The sequence below is a fragment of the Streptomyces sp. NPDC004721 genome, assembly GCF_053601495.1.
The window spans coordinates 73,855-92,258 of the sequence record NZ_JBSGBZ010000029.1; the positions used below are offsets into that span (position 1 = coordinate 73,855).

Below are 18,404 nucleotides of genomic sequence, written 5' to 3' on the forward strand. Positions count from 1 at the left end.
GTTCCGTCCGGGCATGGCACGGCCCGCGCCATGGGAGAATGAAGTACGTGCTCTTTCCCCCTGACGGACCTGTCCGGGGGTCACCTCTGATCGACTGGGATGTGCGGCACGTGCGTTTCCTCAATGACATCCAGCCCGCGTACGACCTGACGTACGACGACGTCTTCATGGTGCCGAGCCGCAGCGCGGTCGGTTCCCGTCAGGGCGTGGACCTCAGCTCACCGGACGGCACGGGCACCACCATTCCGCTCGTCGTCGCCAACATGACCGCGATCGCCGGGCGCCGCATGGCCGAGACCGTGGCCCGCCGCGGCGGACTGGTGGTCATCCCGCAGGACATCCCGATCGACGTCGTCACCGACGTGATCTCCTGGGTCAAGAGCCGCCACCTGGTCCTGGACACCCCGATCGTGCTGGCCCCGCACCAGACCGTCGCCGACGCCCTGGCCCTGCTGCCCAAGCGCGCGCACAACGCCGGCGTGGTCGTCGACGAGCAGCACCGGCCGGTCGGCGTGGTCACCGACCGGGACCTGACCGGTGTCGACCGCTTCACCCAGCTCGAAGTGGTCATGAGCAAGGACCTGCTCCTGCTGGACGCGGACATCGACCCGCGCGAGGCGTTCAACACCCTGGACGGGGCCAACCGCCGCTACGCGCCCGCCGTGGACGAGGACGGCAGGCTCGCCGGCATCCTCACCCGCAAGGGCGCCCTGCGCGCCACGCTGTACACCCCGGCCACCGACGCCCGGGGCAAGCTGCGCATCGCCGCCGCCGTGGGCATCAACGGCGACGTGGCCGGCAAGGCCGAGCAGCTGCTCGACGCGGGCGTCGATACTCTCGTCATCGACACCGCGCACGGCCACCAGGAGTCGATGATCAGCGCCGTCAAGCTGGTGCGCGACCTCGACCCGCGGGTGCCGGTCGTCGCCGGCAACATCGTCTCCGCCGAGGGCGTCAGGGACCTGATCGAGGCGGGCGCCGACATCGTCAAGGTCGGTGTGGGTCCGGGCGCCATGTGCACCACCCGCATGATGACCGGCGTGGGCCGCCCGCAGTTCTCCGCGGTCCTGGAGTGCGCGGCCGAGGCGAGGAAGTACGGCAAGCACGTGTGGGCCGACGGCGGTGTCCGCCACCCGCGCGACGTGGCGATGGCGCTCGCGGCCGGAGCGTCCAACGTGATGGTCGGCTCCTGGTTCGCCGGCACCTACGAGTCGCCCGGCGACCTCCAGCACGACGCCAACGGCCGCCCCTACAAGGAGTCGTTCGGCATGGCCTCCGCGCGCGCGGTGCGCAACCGCACCTCCGAGGAGTCGGCGTACGACCGCGCCCGCAAGGCGCTGTTCGAGGAGGGCATCTCCACCTCCCGGATGTTCCTCGACCCGGCCATGCCGGGCGTCGAGGACCTGATCGACTCGATCATCGCGGGCGTCCGTTCCTCGTGCACCTACGCCGGGGCCGGCTCCCTGGAGGAGTTCGCCGACAAGGCCATCGTCGGCATCCAGAGCGCGGCGGGCTACGCCGAGGGCAAGCCGCTGCACGCCAGCTGGAACTGAGCCGCCGAGTCCCGAGAAAAGATCCACCCACAGTGCTGAACGATCTCGACGAACGCATCGTGCACGCCCTCGCCGAGGACGCCCGCCGCTCCTACGCGGACATCGGGCAACTGGTCGGCCTGTCCGCGCCCGCAGTGAAGCGGCGCGTGGACCGGTTGCGCGCCACCGGGGCCATCACCGGTTTCACCGTGCGGGTGGATCCGGCCGCGCTCGGCTGGGAGACCGAGGGGTTCGTCGAGATCTACTGCCGGCGCCACACCTCGCCGGAGACCATCCAGCGCGGCCTGGAGCGCTACCAGGAGGTCGTGTCCGCCTCCACCGTCACCGGTGAGGCGGACGCGATCGTCCAGGTCTTCGCCGCCGACATGCGGCACTTCGAGCGGGTCCTGGAGCGGATCGCCGGCGAGCCGTTCGTGGAACGGACGAAGTCCGTGCTGGTGCTCTCGCCCCTGCTGCGCCGCTTCTCCTCCGGCGCGCCGGGCTAGTGCTGTGACCGGAAAGGTTTCCGGAAGGCTCGCGGCGTCCGGTGCGGTGCATCGCAAGGCGGAGTATCGCCCGCGTACTGGATGTACTCGGGTGATGCGACAACGCGGCGTGGGGGTACCCCCGGCCGAAGGCTGGGGGAGTGCCGTGCCGGGCGTCGCGAGCCGGTGAACCTTTCCGGTCGCAGCACTAGATCAAGGGCGGCAGCGCGTCGTCGACCTGCGGTCGATCGCCGACAGCAGGCGCCGCATGCCCATCGCGTGCCCGCCCGTGGCGATCACCAGCCGCCGGTAGAGGCCGCCGGCCGGGCCGGGGAAGGCGGCCCGGGTCTCGGCGCGCAGCCGCGAACGCCCGGGGCCGGCCGGTTCGAGGCGGAACGTCAGCGCGTACGACGAGAAGCGATGGCGTCCGGTGAGCACCAGTTCCCGGCCCGGGTCGGCGGCGACCACCCGGAACCCGGGGAGAGCCGAGCCCTCCGCGAAGGGGCGCGGTCCTGGCGCCGCGCGGTCGGCGCACCCGACCAGGCGGGCGTAGCGGGCCGCACCGGGACCGCGGAACGATTCCTCCAGCGCGGCGCCGAGCCCGCGCCACACGGCGTCGGTGTCCGCCGCTACGACGGTCGTGTGCTCGTCGACGTAGGGCAGCGAGGTGATTCCGGCGGCGTCCATGAAGGCCCCCTTCAGCCGGCCGTCTTGCGTGCCAAGGCGTTGTTCCCTATCGAATTGTGCACGCTGAAACTCACCGCGTCCGGACGGTAGCGGTCGTCCGACCACTCCACGGGGCGCCCCTCACGCGTCGTCGTCACCCGGCGGACCCGCAGCAGCGGGCTCGTGCGGCGGATGCCGAGCAGTTCGGCGTCCTGGGCGCCCGCCGCGACCGCGTCGATGAGGTGTTCGCCATAGGCGAAGACCAGGCCGGTGTCCTCGTAGAGCCGTTGGGTGACGGACGCGCAGTCGGGCTCGATCGCCTCGACGGCGGGGGCGACCCAGTCGGCGTACACGGTCCGCTCCACCAGGACCGGCTCGCCGTCCAGTCCGCGTACCCGCAGAACGTGCAACACCGGTGTGCCCTCGTCCAGTTGCAGCCGGACGGCGTCCTCCTGGGTTGCCGGGCGGTACTCCTGGGCCGCCACGTGCCCCGTCGCCTCCCGCCCCATGGCGCGGGCCCACTGGGCGAAGCTGCGCAGTTCGGCGAAGCTCTGGCTGCGACGGCTGGCCAGCACGACCCGGCGGGCGCCCTGCCGGGAGCCGATCAGCCCCTCGGCGGTGAGGGCCGCGACGGCCTGGCGGACCGTACCGCGTGCGACGCCGTACTGGGCGGCCAGGGCCGTCTCGGTCGGCAGCCGGCTGCCGACGGTGTACTCCTCGCGGTCGATGGCCCGCCGCAGGGCGTCGGCGATCTCCTCGTGTCGTGCCGTCATGCTTCCCCTCTCAGTCGACAGCTGTGTACAGCGTAGGCAGCCTAATCGAGTTTCAGCGTCGATCCGGCCGGACGAAACTGTGCAGGCGAAAGGTCTTCGAGGTTTCGTCGGCGTTCACTTACAGGACATCATCGACGGGCGTACTGAGGCCAACTTGTTCAGACAAGTTCTCCGCTCTGCCTCACCCCTCGTGCGCACCCTTGGAGAGACCGTGACCGTGTTCTTGCCGAGAACAGCCCTCCTGGGCGGCTCCCTCGCCGTCGTCGCCGCGCTCGCCCTGAGCGCCTGTGGCGCCGCCCCCGACAAGGCGTCGGCGACCGCCGACGGCAAGAGCGCCGCCACCGCCACCTCCGCCGCCGACCTCGGCGGGATGGACGCGCTGGTCGCGGCGGCCAAGAAGGAGGGCAGGCTGCACGCCATCGCGCTGCCCCGCGACTGGGCCAACTACGGCGCCCTGATCGACGGCTTCGAGAAGAAGTACGGCATCAAGATCGAGGTCGAGAACCCGGACGGCTCCAGCCAGGACGAGATCAACGCCGTCACCTCCCGCAAGGGCCAGGACCGCGCCCCGGACGTACTGGACCTCGGCAGCTCCTTCGCACTCAGCGCCGCCGCGCAGGGCCTGCTCGCCCCGTACAAGGTGGTCGCGTTCGACGACATCCCGGCCGGCCAGAAGGACCCGCAAGCCCGCTGGTACAACGACTACGGCGGCTATGTCTCCATCGGCTGCGACGCCAAGCGGGTCAAGGAGTGCCCGACCACCTTCAAGGACCTGCTCAAGCCGGAGTACAAGGGTCAGGTCGCCCTCAACGGCAACCCGACCAAGGCCGGCGCGGCCTTCGGCGGCGTCTACGCGGCCGCCCTCGCCGCCGGCGGCTCCTTCGACGACGTCCAGCCCGGCATCGACTTCTTCGGCAAGCTGAAGAAGAACGGCAACTTCACCCCCGTCGAGTCCACCCCCGCCACCGTCGAGCAGGGCGAGACGCCGATCAGCATCGACTGGGACTACCTCAACGCCGGGTACGCCGACGAGTTCAAGTCCAAGGGTGTGGACTGGAAGGTGGCCGTCCCCACTGACGGCCGGTATGCCCAGTACTACTCCCAGGCCATCAACAAGGACGCCTCGCACCCGGCCGCCGCGCGGCTGTGGCAGGAGTACCTCTACAGCGCCGAGGGCCAGAACCTGTGGCTCAAGGGCTACGCCCGCCCGGCCCTGATGCCCGCCATGGAGAAGGCCGGCACCCTCGACCAGGCCGCCGCCGCCAAGCTGCCGGAGGTCGACGGCACGCCCACCTTCCCGTCCGAGGCGCAGCAGGGCAAGGCCAAGGACGTCCTCGCGCAGGGCTGGGGGAAGGCCGTCTCGGGATGACCACCGCCCTCACGCGGGCGGACGTGGCGCCCGCCGCTTCGGTGAAGCGGCGGCGCCGCGTCCCGGGGTGGCTCGCCGTCGTCCCTCTGCTCGCCTTCACCGTGCTCGCCTTCGGACTGCCCGCCCTGGCGATGCTGAACGGCGCGTTCACCGTCAAGGACCCGGCGACGGGCGCCGAGTCCCACACCGCGGCCAACCTGACGACCTCCCTGCACGGCGCCTACCTGACCGCCCTGCTCGGCAGCGTCAAGCTGTCCGCCGTCGCCGCCGGGCTCGCGGCCCTGCTCGGACTACCGCTCGCGCAGGCGGTCGTGACCTCCCGCTCCCGCGTGCTGCGCGAGGCCGTGCTCACCGCCTCCGGAGTGCTCGCCAACTTCGGCGGCGTCCCGCTGGCGTTCGCCTTCGTCGCCACCCTCGGCAACGCCGGTGTGCTGACCCGGCACCTCGGCCTGACCGAGAAGGGCTGGGACCTGTACAGCTTCTGGGGCCTGGTGATCGTCTACCTGTACTTCCTTATCCCGCTGATGGTGCTCACCATCACCCCCGCGCTGGACGGCCTGCGCTCCCAGTGGCGGGAGGCGGCGCAGAACAGCGGCGCCACCGCCGTGCAGTACTGGCGGCACGTCGCCCTGCCCGTCCTCGCGCCGTCCCTGCTCGGCGGGCTGATCCTGCTCTTCGGCAGCGCCTTCGCCGCCTACGCCACCGCCGCCGCCATGGTCGGCAGCTCGGTGCCGCTGGTCACCCTGCAGATCGCCGACGCCCTCTCCGGCAACGTGCTGGTCGGCCAGGAGCACGTGGCCCTCGCCCTCAGCCTCGACATGGTCCTGGTGGCGGGCCTGGTCATGGCCGTGTACCTGCCCCTGCAACGCCGGAGCGCCCGATGGCTCGCCTGAACCCATGGCGGTGGGCCGTCCTCGGTCTCGCCGCGCTGTACTTCCTGATCCCGCTGGCCGCGTCCGTGGTGTTCACGGTCGACGTACCGGGCCGGGGCGTCACCTTCGACGCCTACACGCGGATCGTCTCCACCGAGGGCTTCGTCTCCAGCCTGCTGCTGTCGCTGGAGCTGGCCGCCGCCACCATCGCCGCGGTTCTGCTGCTGATGGTCCCCGCCATGGTCGCGCTCCGGCTCGGCGCGCCCCGACTGCGGCCCGTCGTCGAAGTGGTGTGCCAGCTGCCGCTGGTCGTGCCGCCGATCGCGTACGTCGCGGGGATCGCGACCGTGCTGAAGTGGGGACCCGAGCACCTGTCCCGCACCCCGCTGTTCCAGACGTTCGTGGCCCTGCAGGACCCGGACTTCCCCGTCGTGCTCGTCCTCGCCTACGTCGTACTGGCGCTGCCCTTCGTGTACCGGGCCCTGGACTCCGGGCTCCGCGCGATCGACGTGCGGACCCTCGTCGAGGCCGCCCGCAGCTGCGGGGCCTCCTGGCCGCAGGCACTGATCCGGTCCGTGCTGCCCAATCTGCGCGGGGCGCTGCTGAACGCCGCCTTCCTCACCCTGGCGCTGGTCCTCGGCGAGTTCACCGTGGCCCAGCTGCTGGGCTTCCGGCCCTTCGCTGTGTGGATCTTCAGCATCGGCGGCTCGCAGGCCCAGATGTCCGTCGCCGTTTCCGTGCTCAGTCTCCTCGTGACCTGGGCACTGCTCCTCGCGCTCGCCGGTGCCGGCGGACGCACCCGAACCGCTTCGTCCCGGGGATGAACCATGACCGCCACCACTCTTGAGAAGACCGCCACGACGCAGGCCGCCACCGTCGAATTCCGCGGACTGCGCCGGGAGTTCGGCGCCACCGTCGCCCTCGACGGACTCGACCTGACCGTGCGGCCGGGGGAGTTCCTGGCGCTGCTCGGGCCCTCCGGCTGCGGCAAGACCACCGCGCTGCGCATGCTCGCCGGGTTCGAACACCCCGACTCCGGTGAGGTGCTGGTGGACGGCGCCGACGTCACCCGGGTCCCGGCCCATCGCCGCGACGCCGGGATGGTCTTCCAGTCGTACAGCCTCTTTCCGCACCTGAGCGCCCGCGACAACGTCGCCTTCGGACTGCGGATGCGCAAGGTGCGTACGGTCGAACGCCGGTCCCGTGCCGCCGAGTTGCTGGAGCTGGTCGGCCTCGCCGACAAGGGCGACCGATTCCCGCACCAGCTCTCCGGCGGTCAGCAGCAGCGGATCGCGCTGGCCCGCGCGCTCGCCCTGCGCCCCCGGGTCCTGCTCCTCGACGAGCCGCTGTCGGCCCTCGACGCCAAGGTCCGGCTGACCCTGCGCGAGGAGATCCGCAGGCTCCAGCAGGAGCTCGGCATCACCACCCTGTTCGTGACGCACGACCAGGAGGAGGCCCTGTCGATCGCCGACCGGGTCGCCGTGATGCGCGCAGGGCGGCTCGAACAGTGCGCACCTCCGGCCGAGTTGTACGGCCGCCCCGCGACCGCTTTCGTCGCCGAGTTCGTCGGCACGATGAGCCGGATCCCGGGCCGGCTGTCCGACGGCGGCGTCGAGGTGCTCGGGCAGCGGCTGCCGGTCGACGGCGCGGCGCCCGCCGCGAGCGAGGTGGACGTGCTCGTGCGGCCCGAGGCCGTCCAGGTGCGGGCGGCCGAGGACGGCGGCGCGCGGGTGGTCGCCACTGCCTTCCTCGGTGCGACCGTCCGGATCACCGTCCGGCTGGCGGACGCCACCGAGGTGAAGGCCGACCTGCCCGCGCACGAAGCCGCCGGGCTCGCGGCAGGCACCGCCGTGAGCGTGTCGCTGCCCGGGCGGCCCGTCCTGGTGGCGGAGCGCCCGCAGGGGTCGTGAAGCCCCAGCCGTGAGACAGCCAGTCGTGAAGAACCGGTCCTGAAGAACCCGCTGTGAAAGAGAACCACGTGACCCCCTGCCCCCGGCTCCCCCTCCAGGCCGTCCTCTTCGACATGGACGGCACGCTCGTCGACACCGAGCGGCTGTGGTGGGAGGCGGTGGAACACGTCGCCGGCAGACCCCTGACCGAGGCGGACCAGCCCGAGGTGCTCGGCCGCCCCGTCGAGCACACGGCGGGCTGGCTGGCCGCGGCCTCCGGCGCACCGGCCGCGGACGTGGCCCGGGAACTGCACCGGGAGTTCACCGACCGGGTCCGCACCGGTACCGTGCCCCGCCCCGGCGCCCTCGACCTGCTCGACGCCCTCGCCCGGGAGGGCGTATCCACCGCCCTGGTGACCGCGTCGCCCCGCACCGTCGCCGACATCGTGCTCGACGTCCTCGGCCCCGGGCGCCTGACGGTGTCCGTCACCGCCGACGACACCGACCTCACCAAGCCCGCCCCCGACCCCTATCTCGCCGCCTGCCGCGCCCTTGGTGTCGACCCCGCCGCCTGCGTGGCCGTCGAGGACACGCAGACCGGCGTCAGCTCCGCCGAGGCGGCCGGGTGCGCGGTGCTCGCCGTGCCGTCGCTCGCCCCCATCGACGCGGCACCCGGACGCAGGCTGCGCGAGAGCCTGACCGGGGTCACACCCGAGGAGCTGTCCGCCATGGTGAGCGGCGAACTGCGGGTGATGAGCTGGAACCTCTGGCTGGGCGGGAGCAAGGTCGACGACCACCGGGCCAAGCAGCTCGAGGCGATCCTGGAGTGCGGTGCGGACGTCGTGGGCCTGCAGGAGACCGGGGGCACCGCGGCCCAGGAGCTCGCCGGGGAACTCGGCTGGTACCACCACCGGGCCGGCGAGAACCTCGGCGTCATCAGCCGCCACCCGATCACCGCGCACCTCGGCGACCCGGACGTCGGCTTCTACGGCGCCGCCGGGGTCCGTATCGCGCTCGGGCCGGGCCGCGAGGTCGACGTCTGGACGGCCCACCTGCACTACACGCCCTACGGCCCGTACGAGTCGGCCTTCGACGGGCTCGCGGCGGACCGGCTGATCGCCCACGAGGAGGTGCGACTGGCGCAGATGCGGGACGCCCTGCGCCGGATCGACGAGGAGGGCGACCCCGCCGTACCGGTCGTCCTGGTCGGCGACTTCAACTGCCCCTCCCACCTGGACTGGCCGGACGTCGCCTGGCCGGTGACGAAGGCGGCCGAGGAGGCGGGCCTGCGCGACTCCTACCGAGAGGCCCATCCGGACCCGGCCGTCGACCCCGGGCACACCTGGTCACCGATCCACCCGGTGCACGAGGACGGCAGCGGGCGGCCCGAGCCGCAGGACCGCATCGACTACGTGCTGCACCGAGGGCTGCGGGTGCTCGACTCCCGGACGTACGTCAGGGGCACCCCGCGTCCCTGGCCGGACGTGGCCGGCAACGACTGGCCCTCGGACCACGCGGCGGTCGTGACCGCCTTCGGCGTGCCAGGGTGCCACCGAGACCGGCCCGGCGCGTAGCGAGCGCCCGGGCGGTCGGCCCGGAGCCGCTGAGGGAGGCCGCGGGGCGGCTGCGGGACCTGTGCTGCGACCCCGTCCCGCGGGGCGCAACGAATCGCTGCCCATCCCGGGTTGTACGCAACGAATCGCTCACCGGCGCGCAACGGCTCCGGCTTGTCCGCCGGAGACGGCCGAACGTACGGTCTTACCGACCCCCGAACGCCCCGTACCGCTGAGGAACATCCATGCGCACCGCCCTGCTCCAGAGCTCCGGCCGCCCCGGCTCCGTCGCCGAGAACCTCAAGGTGCTCGACGACGCCGCCGGCCGGGCCGCCGCCGCGGGGGCCGGGCTGCTGGCGACGTCGGAGCTGTTCCTGACCGGGTACGCGATCGGCGACGGCATCGGCCGCCTGGCCGAGCCCGCCGACGGCGACTCGTCGGACGCGGTCGCGGAGCTGGCCCGCCGGCACGGGCTGGCCGTCGCCTACGGCTACCCGGAGCGGGACGGCGAGACGGTCCACAACTCCGTGCAGCTGATCTCCGCCGACGGCACCCGACTCGCCAACTACCGCAAGACCCACCTGTTCGGCGACTTCGAGCACGGCCAGTTCACACCGGGCGAGCAGCCGGTCGTCCAGGCGGAGCTGAACGGACTGACCGTCGGCCTGATCATCTGCTACGACGTGGAGTTCCCGGAGAACGTGCGCGCCCACGCGCTGGCCGGCACCGACTTCCTCGTCGTCCCGACGGCGCTCATGCACCCGTTCCAGTTCGTCGCCGAGTCCCTGGTCCCGGTGCGCGCCTTCGAGAACCAGATGTACGTCGCCTACGTCAACCGGGTCGGTACCGAGGGCGAGTTCGAGTTCGTCGGGCTCTCGGCCCTGGCCGGCCCCGACGGGGTGGCCCGCACCCGCGCCGGCCGGTCCGAGGAACTGGTCCTCGCGGACGCCGACCCCGCCTTCCTCGCCGCCTCCCGCGAGGCCAACCCGTATCTGGAGGGCCGCCGCCCCGGCCTCTACGGGTCCCTCGTCTGACCCCCGGACCTCCCCTCCCTCTCTCCCCACTCCAGTTCTTTCGCGCAAGGAGTCCGCACCCCATGACGTCCACGGTGCCCAACGCCGTCGAGCACGCCGACGAGCAGCAGCCGCCGATCACCATGTTCGGCCCGGACTTCCCGTACGCGTACGACGACTTCCTCGCCCACCCGGCGGGCCTCGGCCAGGTCCCCGCGACCGAGCACGGCACCGAGGTCGCGATCATCGGCGGCGGCCTTTCCGGCATGATCGCCGCCTACGAGCTGATGAAGATGGGCCTCAAGCCGGTCGTCTACGAGGCCGACCGGATCGGCGGCCGACTGCGCACCGTCGGCTTCGAGGGCTGCGACGAGTCGCTGACCGCCGAGATGGGCGCCATGCGCTTCCCGCCGTCCTCGACCGCCCTCCAGCACTACATCGACCTGGTGGGCCTCGAGACCCGGCCGTTCCCCAACCCCCTGGCCGAGGCGACCCCGTCGACCGTCGTCGACCTCAAGGGCGAGTCGCACTACGCCGAGACCATCGACGACCTGCCGCAGGTCTACCGGGACGTGGCGGACGCCTGGAACAGGTGTCTGGAGGAGGGCGCCGACTTCTCCGACATGAACCGCGCCCTGCGCGAGCGCGACGTGCCGCGCATCCGCGAGATCTGGTCCCGGCTGGTCGAGAAGCTCGACAACCAGACCTTCTACGGCTTCCTGTGCGACTCCGAGGCGTTCAGGTCCTTCCGGCACCGCGAGATCTTCGGCCAGGTCGGCTTCGGCACCGGCGGCTGGGACACCGACTTCCCCAACTCCATCCTGGAGATCCTGCGCGTCGTCTACACCGAGGCCGACGACCACCACCGCGGCATCGTGGGCGGTTCGCAGCAACTGCCGCTCAGGCTCTGGGAGCGCGAGCCGGAGAAGATCCTTCACTGGCCCTACGGCACGTCGCTGAAGTCCCTGCACGTGGACGGCGAACCGCGCCCCGCCGTGACCCGGCTGCACCGCACCGCGAACAACCGGATCACGGTGACGGACGCGAACGGCGACATCCGCACCTACGAGGCGGCCGTCTTCACCGCCCAGTCCTGGATGCTGCTGTCCAAGGTCCAGTGCGACGACGCGCTCTTCCCTATCGACCACTGGACCGCGATCGAGCGCACCCACTACATGGAGTCCAGCAAGCTCTTCGTGCCCGTCGACCGGCCGTTCTGGCGGGACAAGGCCGTCGACGACAAGGGCGAGCCGACCGGCCGGGACGTGATGTCGATGACGCTCACCGACCGCATGACCCGCGGCACCTACCTGCTCGACGACGGCCCGGACAGGCCCGCCGTCATCTGCCTCTCCTACACCTGGTGCGACGACAGCCTGAAGTGGCTGCCGCTGTCCGCGAACGAGCGGATGGAGGTCATGCTGAAGTCGCTGTCGGAGATCTATCCGAACGTCGACATCCGCAAGCACATCATCGGCAGCCCCGTGACCGTCTCCTGGGAGAACGAGCCGTACTTCATGGGCGCGTTCAAGGCCAACCTGCCCGGTCACTACCGCTACCAGCGGCGCCTGTTCACCCACTTCATGCAGGACCGGCTGCCCGAGGACAAGCGGGGCGTCTTCCTCGCCGGCGACGACATCTCCTGGACGGCCGGGTGGGCCGAGGGCGCCGTGCAGACCGCGCTGAACGCGGTCTGGGGCGTCATGCACCACCTCGGCGGCGGCACCGACCCGGCCAACCCCGGCCCCGGCGACGTCTACGACGAGATCGCTCCGGTCGAACTCCCGGAGGACTGACAGGAGTCCAGGGCGGTCACACCCCGGCCGCCCGTGCCTTCTCGAACACCTCCGCCGCGACGTCCTTGAGTTCCTCGGCGTCCCGCAGGCGGCCCTGCACGTCGATGAGGATCTCCTCCAGGCCGATCGCCGCGTACGGGAGGAGGTCCTCGACGATCTGGTCCGCGTCGCCCTGGAAGGGCCGGCGGCCGGTGCTTTCGTACGCCTTCGCCGAGTACGCCGCGTTCACCCGCAGCACCGTCTGGATCGGCTGCTGCCGGCCCCGCTCGGCGGCCAGGTCCCGCAGCGCGTCCCACTGGCTCGCGACCTGCTCGGCGCCCATGGCCACCGGCAGCCAGCCGTCGGCGTGCTCGACGAGCCGCTCCCGGGCCTTGCGGGTGCTCGCGGCCAGCAGGATCGGGATCGGCCGGGCCGGCTTGGGGCCCACCACGGCCGACTCGATCTTCGTGATACGGCCGTCGTAGCGCACCGGGTCGGGCCCCCACACGGCCCGGCAGACGTCGATCACCTCGTCCAGCACCCGGCCGCGCTCCTTGATCGGCCGGATCCCCGCCGCCGCGTACTCGTCCAGGGACCAGCCCGTGCCGAAGCCGGCGATCACCCGGCCGCCGCCGGCCGCGTCCAGCGAGGCGAGGGACCTGGCGAGCTGGAACGGCACGTGCAGCGGCGCGACCAGCACGCTGCTGCCCAGCCGGACCCGCTCGGTGACCGCCGCGGCCAGGGTGAGCGTGACCAGCGGGTCGGCCACGTGCCGGTACGAGTCGGGCCAGGGCACGCCCTCGATGCCGTACAGCCCCTGCGTGGCGGGTTCCGGGAACAGGGCCCGCTCGTACACCCACACGCTGTCGTAGCCGATGCGCTCCACGGCGCGTGCCACGTCGGGCACGTCCCTGCCGAGGTCGTACTGCCGGTTCTGCGGAAGACCGATTCCCAGACGGGTCGCCATGACGGTGCGCTCCTTCGTGATCGTCCGTGTTCCACGGTCAACGTACAGTGATCGCGGGAGAGTTCCGTGAAGGTGCCGGGCGGATGTCCGGGATCAGTCCGGCAGCGGCGTGAGCATCATGCGGCAGTCGAAGCCGACCGCGGCGTCCAGCCGCCGGCCGAACTCCTCGGCCACGTCGGGCAGTCGGCGCAGCGCCCACAGCGCCCGCGCGGCCGACCAGCTCGCCTCCCGGGCCCGCTCCAGGTCCCACGAGCCGAGCAGGTGGGTGAGCGGATCGGTGATGCGGAGCAGTTCGGGGCCGGGCGTCAGGTCCTCGCGGACACGCTCCTCCAGCGACAGGAGGAAGTCGCCCAAGCGGTCGAACTCGCCCTCCAGTTCGGACGGTTCGCACTGCGCCTCCCGGCAGGCGTCCACCACGGCGAGGGCCAGGTCGTGGCCGATGTGCGCGTGGATGCCCGCCAGCGCGAACTGCGCCGGCCGGACCCCGGGATGGCGGCGGAACTGGAACACCGGCCGCCAGCAGGCGGGCGGCCGCCGCCCTTCGGCGGCCGCGTCCACGGCGGCGAGGTACCGCCCGGCGAGCGGTGCGTCCAGTGTGGTCGCGGGCCACCGGCCGGCCGCCTCGGCGGCGGCGAGGTAGACATGGTGGAAGACCGCGACCCCGTCGCGCTCGGGCAGCCCGGCGGCCAGTTCGCGCATTGTGGCGGCCAGCGCGTCCACGGTGTCCGGGCCATGGGTGAGTTGTGCCGATTGCCCCATGGGGGCAGCGTCCCAGGCCCGGGACGGCCCGGGCGCCGACGGGCCCGGCGCTTCCCCGGAACGGGGGAACGCGCCCGCCGGCGAACGGGGCGGAGGGGGCCTGCGAGGCAGGCCGGGCGGAGGGGGACCTACGAAGCCGGCCCGGTGCCCTGAGCCTCCCCGCCGTACGACGACGTGCCCTCGTCCAGCAGTGGCTCCTGCTTCTTGAGGTGGGCGGGCGCGAACGCGCGCAGCGCGTGGTAGCCGGTGATGACGACCAGGGTGCCGAGTGCGATGCCGCTGAGGGAGAAGGTGTCGCTGAACTTCAGGTTGACGTTGCCGACGCCGATGATGATGCCCGCCGCGGCCGGCACCAGGTTCAGCGGGTTGCGCAGGTCGACCTTGGCATTGATCCAGATCTGCGCGCCGAGCAGGCCGATCATGCCGTACAGGATGACGGTGATGCCGCCGAGGACGCCGCCCGGGATCGCGGCCACGATCGCGCCGAACTTGGGGCAGAGGCCGAACAGCAGCGCGAAGCCCGCGGCGGCCCAGTACGCGGCCGTCGAGTAGACGCGGGTCGCGGCCATCACGCCGATGTTCTCGGAGTAGGTGGTGTTCGGCGGGCCGCCCACCGCGGTCGACAGCATGGAGGCCACACCGTCGGCCGAGATCGCGGTGCCGAGCTTGTCGTCCAGCGGGTCGCCGGTCATCTCGCCGACCGCCTTCACGTGCCCCGCGTTCTCCGCGACCAGCGCGATGACGACCGGCAGTGCCACCAGGATCGCCGACCACTGGAAACTGGGCCCGTGGAAGGACGGCAGCCCGATCCAGTCGGCCTTGCCCACGCCCGAGAGGTCCAGGCGCCAGTGGTCGGTGATCCTGCCGCTCGCGTCGACCGAGTGGATCCTGCCGAAGACCTGGTCGAAGACCCAGGAGGCGGCGTAGCCGAAAACCAGGCCGAGGAAGATCGCGATCCGGGACCAGAAACCGCGCAGGCACACGACGGCCAGCCCGGTGAACAGCATCACGAGCAGGGCCGTCCACTGGTCCTGCGGCCAGTAGGTGGAGGCGGTCACTGGAGCGAGGTTGAAGCCGATCAGCATGACGACCGCGCCGGTGACGATGGGCGGCATCGCGGCGTGGATGATCCGAGCCCCGAAGCGCTGCACGGCGAGGCCGACCAGGAACAGCGCGACACCGACGACGAAGACCGCGCCGGTCACGGTGGCGCTGGTGCCGCCCTGCGCCCGGATGACCGCGGCGACGCCCACGAAGGAGAGCGAGCAGCCCAGGTAGCTGGGCACCCGGCCGCGGGTGGCGAGCAGGAAGATCACGGTCGCGACGCCCGACATCATGATCGCGAGGTTGGGGTCGAGACCCATGAGCACGGGGGCGACGAAGGAGGCGCCGAACATGGCCACGACGTGCTGGGCGCCGAGTCCTGCCGTGCGGGGCCACGAGAGCCGTTCGTCGGGCCGGACCACTGCTCCGGGTGCGGGCGTGCGCCCGTCACCGTGCAGCTTCCAGCGCACGCCGAGGTTCATGGTGGGATTTCGCTTTCTCTGTACGTGGAGCTTGTCCGCACCATTGTCGGGGGTGCCCGGAGGTCCCGTACCCACCCGCCCCTGCTCAGACGCCGCTCAGGCCCTGCTCAGGGGCGTGGGTCGGGAACCGCGGTGCTCGTGGGGCCGACCTTCGTCCGGTCCCGGTCGCCCGCCCTGAGCACCCCCGCGAAGGCGACCAGACCGCACGCCAGCAGGGTCACCAGACCGAAGGACACCACCAGGCTGGTCGCCTGGGCCAGCCCGCCGATCGCGCTCGGGGCGACCAGCCCGGAGGTGTACGTGATGGTCGCGACACCGGCGATGGCCTGGCTGGGGTTCGGGCCGCTGCGGCCGGCCGCGGCGAAGCACAGCGGTACGACGACGGCGATACCGAGGCCCATCAGCGCGAACCCGGTCATCGCCACCGCCGGATGGCCCCCGGCGACGACGAGCAGGCCACCCACGACCGCCAGCACGCCGCTCGCCCGCACCGTGCGCACGGCGCCGAACCGGTCCACCACCCGGTCGCCCGCGATCCGCGCGACCGCCATGGTGAGGGTGAAGCCCGTGGTGCAGGCCGCCGCGAGGCCGGCCGAGGTCTCCAGTTGGTGCCGCAGGTAGACCGCCGACCAGTCCAGGCTCGCGCCCTCCGCGAACACCGCGCAGAACCCGATCGCGCCGATCAGCAGCGCCGACTTCGGCGGCAGCGCGAACCGCGGCGGCGGCTCCTCGTCCTGGGCGGGCTGGAGGTCCAGCACCCAGGTGCAGGCGGCCACGCCCAGCACGGTCAGCACGGCGGCCGCCAGCAGGTGGTGCAGCCGCGCGTCCGAGCCCAGGTGCGCGGCGACCGTGCCGGCCGCCGAGCCGACCAGGGCTCCCGTGCTCCACATGCCGTGCAGTCCGGACATGATCGAGCGGTCGAGCCGGTTCTCGACCTCCACCCCGAGGGCGTTCATCGCGACGTCCGCCATGCCCGCCGTGGCGCCGTAGACGAACAGGCTGAGGCACAGGGTCAGGAGGTTCGGCGCGAGGGAGGGCAGGACGAGGGCGAGCGTCCACAGGGCGATCAGGCCGCGCAGCGCGTTGCGGGCGCCGAAGCGGTGGCTGATGCCGCCCGCGAGCGGCATCGCGACAGACGCGCCGAGCGCCGGGAAGGCCAGCGCGAGCCCCAGCTGCCCGGGGCTGACCCCGGCGTGGTCCTGGATCCACGGCACGCGGGTCGCGAACGAGCCGGTGACGGCGCCGTGTACGGCGAAGACGGCCGCCACGGCGTACCGGGCGCGCCGCACCTCGCGCTGTTCGTAGACCACTGCACTCATTGTCCGGCCCCTCCCGGGCTGACCGCTGTTGCCCCTCGCGCCGTCGCGCCGACGTAAACTATCAGGGAACCTGCCTGATAGATAGCGGCTATCACGGACGGCAGCAGCCCGCAGATCTGGGAGGATTCCCGGCATGCCCGCATCCCCGAGCACCGCCAGGGCCATCAACGACCGGCTCGCCCTGCGGCTGCTTCAGCAACAAGGGCCGCTGACGGCAGGGCAGTTGAAGCAGCTCACCGGTCTGTCCCGGCCCACCGTCGCCGACCTCGTCGAACGGCTGACGGCCTCCGGCCTGATCACCGTGGTCGGCGAGTCCGGCGAGCAGCGGCGCGGGCCGAACGCGCGGCTGTACGGCATCGTCGCCGATCTCGCCCACCTGGCCGCCCTCGACGTGCGCACCGAGAGCGTGTCCGTGATCGTCGCCGATCTGTTGGGCCGGGAGCTGGCCGCGGAGTCCGTGCCGATCGGCGGGGACACCGGCACCGGGCCCGCGCTGGAGCAGGCGGTCGGTCTGGTGGAGCGGGTGGTCAAGGAGGCGGGGGCGGAGCGGCTGCACACGGTCGGCATCGGCGCGCCGGGGCTGATCGATCCGGTCACCGGCGAACTCCGCGACTCCACGGGACTGCCCGAATGGCACCGCAGGCTGGTGGCGGCGCTGCAGGAGCGGCTGCCACGGGCCCGGGTCACCGTCGAGAACGAGACCAACCTCGCGGCGCTGGCCGAGCAGCGCGCCGGGGCCGCCCCGGGCCGGGACACGTTCGTCCTGCTGTGGCTCGGCCACGGCACGGGTGCGGCCGTCGTCCTGGACGGAACCCTGCGCCGCGGCGCCTCCGGAGGCACCGGCGAGATCGGCTTCCTGCCCGTCCCGGGCACCGACGGCCTCCCCTCGGCGACGGACTGCGCGGGCGGCTTCCACTCCCTGGCCGGCGCGGCGGCGGTGACGGAACTGGCCGCGCGGTACGGACTGTTGGCGGACCGGGGCGGGTGGGAGGGGGCCGGGCCGGAGGGGGCGGGTTCGGAGCCGGTCGCCGCGGAACTGGTACGGGCGGCGGTACGGGCGACCACGGGGGCGGCTGCCTCCGCTGCGGAGGACCCTGCTGCGGCCTCGGACTTCCTCGATGCCCTGGCCGACCGTGTCGCCCTCGGGGCCGCCTCGGTGGTGGCCGTCCTCGATCCCGGATGCGTGGTCCTCGGGGGCGAGATCGGGCAGGCCGGCGGTGAGGCGCTCGCCGCGCGCGTGGCGGAGCGCGTGGCGCGGATGTCCCCGCTGCGCACCGAGGTGAGGGCGGGCGCGCTCGGCGGCCGGGCGGTGCTGCGCGGCGCGCTCGTGACCGCCCGCGACCGGGCCCAGGACGACTTGTTCGCCCCGCCGGAGCGCTGACGCCGCGAGGAGGCCGGCCCGGCGCCGCACGGAATTCGGCCTGACGCCGTACGGAATGCGGCCCTGCGCCGTACGGAATGCGGCCCTGCGCCGTACGGGATTCGGCCTGGCGCCGTACGAACTCCACAGCTCGCGTCGGACGTTCGGCCCGGCGCGGCGGAACTTGCATGCCCCACGCACCTGTTGACCTGCATGGTCTAGTCCTCTTAGTGTCTGACTTCCGTGCAGACCGGTCCGGCGGCGGTGACGACGGCCCTTGCCCGCCGCCGGACCTCCACGCCCGCGCACGGCACGGCGGGCGGTACGTTCTGTGAGCCACCCCACACGCTTCGTCCGCAGCCGCGCCGATCAGGCGTGGCACACTGGCTCTGTACCAGTAGCAGCGCACTCCGGGGTCGGTGAAAGTCCGAACCGGCGGTTACAGTCCGCGACCCGGTCGCTTCCAGCGGCCGGTTGACCAGGTGGAATTCCTGGACCGACGGTTAAAGTCCGGATGGGAGGCAGTGCGCGGCGAGCGAGCACACC

16 protein-coding genes and 1 riboswitch are annotated in these 18,404 nt (G+C 72.3%); of the genes, 10 read left to right on the forward strand and 6 right to left on the reverse strand.

The window, feature by feature from the left end; genetic code table 11:
- Window positions 1-110 precede the first annotated feature (110 nt).
- A complete protein-coding gene (locus ACWEK3_RS25490) occupies window positions 111-1,553 on the forward strand; it encodes a GuaB1 family IMP dehydrogenase-related protein (protein ID WP_365775554.1) in 1,443 nt (480 codons plus the stop codon).
- A gap of 32 nt (window positions 1,554-1,585) precedes the next feature.
- Complete coding sequence (locus ACWEK3_RS25495) at window positions 1,586-2,038, forward strand: Lrp/AsnC family transcriptional regulator (RefSeq protein WP_141362818.1); 453 nt, start codon at window positions 1,586-1,588, stop codon at window positions 2,036-2,038.
- A gap of 192 nt (window positions 2,039-2,230) precedes the next feature.
- On the opposite strand, the gene ACWEK3_RS25500 is transcribed toward ACWEK3_RS25495, so the two are convergent.
- Window positions 2,231-2,704 carry a hypothetical protein gene (locus ACWEK3_RS25500; protein WP_453250663.1) on the reverse strand — a complete coding sequence of 158 codons (474 nt, stop codon included), beginning with the start codon at window positions 2,702-2,704 and terminating at the stop codon, window positions 2,231-2,233.
- An 11-nt stretch (window positions 2,705-2,715) separates the two neighbouring features.
- Window positions 2,716-3,456, reverse strand: a complete 741-nt coding sequence (locus tag ACWEK3_RS25505) for a GntR family transcriptional regulator (RefSeq protein WP_390727482.1) — start codon at window positions 3,454-3,456, stop codon at window positions 2,716-2,718.
- A gap of 211 nt (window positions 3,457-3,667) precedes the next feature.
- Here ACWEK3_RS25505 and ACWEK3_RS25510 point away from each other — a divergent pair, with 211 nt between their 5' ends.
- The 7 genes from ACWEK3_RS25510 (at window position 3,668) to ACWEK3_RS25540 (ending at window position 11,948) form a co-directional block, all read left to right on the forward strand.
- The gene (locus ACWEK3_RS25510; RefSeq protein ID WP_453250664.1) at window positions 3,668-4,825 is read left to right on the forward strand and encodes an ABC transporter substrate-binding protein; all 1,158 of its coding nucleotides are present in this window, start codon (window positions 3,668-3,670) and stop codon (window positions 4,823-4,825) included.
- Window positions 4,822-5,718, forward strand: coding sequence for an ABC transporter permease (locus tag ACWEK3_RS25515; RefSeq protein ID WP_453250665.1), 897 nt, complete (start codon window positions 4,822-4,824; stop codon window positions 5,716-5,718). Before ACWEK3_RS25510 ends, ACWEK3_RS25515 begins: the two co-directional genes overlap by 4 nt.
- Complete coding sequence (locus ACWEK3_RS25520; RefSeq protein ID WP_453250666.1) at window positions 5,706-6,521, forward strand: ABC transporter permease; 816 nt, start codon at window positions 5,706-5,708, stop codon at window positions 6,519-6,521. Before ACWEK3_RS25515 ends, ACWEK3_RS25520 begins: the two co-directional genes overlap by 13 nt.
- A gap of 3 nt (window positions 6,522-6,524) precedes the next feature.
- Window positions 6,525-7,607 carry an ABC transporter ATP-binding protein gene (locus ACWEK3_RS25525; protein ID WP_450542001.1) on the forward strand — a complete coding sequence of 361 codons (1,083 nt, stop codon included), beginning with the start codon at window positions 6,525-6,527 and terminating at the stop codon, window positions 7,605-7,607.
- 68 nt (window positions 7,608-7,675) lie between these two features.
- Window positions 7,676-9,160, forward strand: coding sequence for an HAD-IA family hydrolase (locus ACWEK3_RS25530; protein WP_450541999.1), 1,485 nt, complete (start codon window positions 7,676-7,678; stop codon window positions 9,158-9,160).
- 224 nt (window positions 9,161-9,384) lie between these two features.
- Entirely contained in the window at window positions 9,385-10,173 is a 789-nt protein-coding gene (locus tag ACWEK3_RS25535) for a carbon-nitrogen hydrolase family protein (protein ID WP_450541997.1), read from the forward strand.
- A 62-nt stretch (window positions 10,174-10,235) separates the two neighbouring features.
- The gene (locus tag ACWEK3_RS25540; protein ID WP_450541995.1) at window positions 10,236-11,948 is read left to right on the forward strand and encodes a flavin monoamine oxidase family protein; all 1,713 of its coding nucleotides are present in this window, start codon (window positions 10,236-10,238) and stop codon (window positions 11,946-11,948) included.
- A 16-nt stretch (window positions 11,949-11,964) separates the two neighbouring features.
- On the opposite strand, the gene ACWEK3_RS25545 is transcribed toward ACWEK3_RS25540, so the two are convergent.
- The 4 genes from ACWEK3_RS25545 to ACWEK3_RS25560 all read right to left on the reverse strand — a co-directional run bounded on the left by ACWEK3_RS25545 (window position 11,965) and on the right by ACWEK3_RS25560 (window position 16,498).
- A complete protein-coding gene (locus ACWEK3_RS25545) occupies window positions 11,965-12,894 on the reverse strand; it encodes an LLM class F420-dependent oxidoreductase (RefSeq protein ID WP_390873057.1) in 930 nt (309 codons plus the stop codon).
- 93 nt (window positions 12,895-12,987) lie between these two features.
- Window positions 12,988-13,653, reverse strand: a complete 666-nt coding sequence (locus ACWEK3_RS25550; protein WP_450541993.1) for a DUF5995 family protein — start codon at window positions 13,651-13,653, stop codon at window positions 12,988-12,990.
- A gap of 128 nt (window positions 13,654-13,781) precedes the next feature.
- Window positions 13,782-15,179 (reverse strand): uracil-xanthine permease family protein, encoded by a 1,398-nt coding sequence (locus tag ACWEK3_RS25555; RefSeq protein WP_450541991.1) that lies wholly within the window; start codon window positions 15,177-15,179, stop codon window positions 13,782-13,784.
- Between the two features lie 107 nt (window positions 15,180-15,286).
- Entirely contained in the window at window positions 15,287-16,498 is a 1,212-nt protein-coding gene (locus ACWEK3_RS25560) for an MFS transporter (protein WP_453250667.1), read from the reverse strand.
- A 133-nt stretch (window positions 16,499-16,631) separates the two neighbouring features.
- On the opposite strand from ACWEK3_RS25560, the gene ACWEK3_RS25565 reads away from it, so the two are divergent.
- Window positions 16,632-17,879, forward strand: a complete 1,248-nt coding sequence (locus ACWEK3_RS25565) for an ROK family transcriptional regulator (protein WP_450541987.1) — start codon at window positions 16,632-16,634, stop codon at window positions 17,877-17,879.
- A gap of 380 nt (window positions 17,880-18,259) precedes the next feature.
- Window positions 18,260-18,390: riboswitch (FMN riboswitch) on the forward strand.
- The last annotated feature ends 14 nt before the right edge of the window (window positions 18,391-18,404 follow it).

Coding starts and splice junctions, on each gene's coding strand:
- ACWEK3_RS25500 (WP_453250663.1), bottom strand. CDS start 2,704: ATGGACGCCGCCGGAATCACCTCGCTGCCCTACGTCGACGAGCACACG.
- ACWEK3_RS25505 (WP_390727482.1), bottom strand. CDS start 3,456: ATGACGGCACGACACGAGGAGATCGCCGACGCCCTGCGGCGGGCCATC.
- ACWEK3_RS25515 (WP_453250665.1), top strand. CDS start 4,822: ATGACCACCGCCCTCACGCGGGCGGACGTGGCGCCCGCCGCTTCGGTG.
- ACWEK3_RS25520 (WP_453250666.1), top strand. CDS start 5,706: ATGGCTCGCCTGAACCCATGGCGGTGGGCCGTCCTCGGTCTCGCCGCG.
- ACWEK3_RS25525 (WP_450542001.1), top strand. CDS start 6,525: ATGACCGCCACCACTCTTGAGAAGACCGCCACGACGCAGGCCGCCACC.
- ACWEK3_RS25535 (WP_450541997.1), top strand. CDS start 9,385: ATGCGCACCGCCCTGCTCCAGAGCTCCGGCCGCCCCGGCTCCGTCGCC.
- ACWEK3_RS25540 (WP_450541995.1), top strand. CDS start 10,236: ATGACGTCCACGGTGCCCAACGCCGTCGAGCACGCCGACGAGCAGCAG.
- ACWEK3_RS25545 (WP_390873057.1), bottom strand. CDS start 12,894: ATGGCGACCCGTCTGGGAATCGGTCTTCCGCAGAACCGGCAGTACGAC.
- ACWEK3_RS25550 (WP_450541993.1), bottom strand. CDS start 13,653: ATGGGGCAATCGGCACAACTCACCCATGGCCCGGACACCGTGGACGCG.
- ACWEK3_RS25555 (WP_450541991.1), bottom strand. CDS start 15,179: ATGAACCTCGGCGTGCGCTGGAAGCTGCACGGTGACGGGCGCACGCCC.
- ACWEK3_RS25560 (WP_453250667.1), bottom strand. CDS start 16,498: ATGAGTGCAGTGGTCTACGAACAGCGCGAGGTGCGGCGCGCCCGGTAC.
- ACWEK3_RS25565 (WP_450541987.1), top strand. CDS start 16,632: ATGCCCGCATCCCCGAGCACCGCCAGGGCCATCAACGACCGGCTCGCC.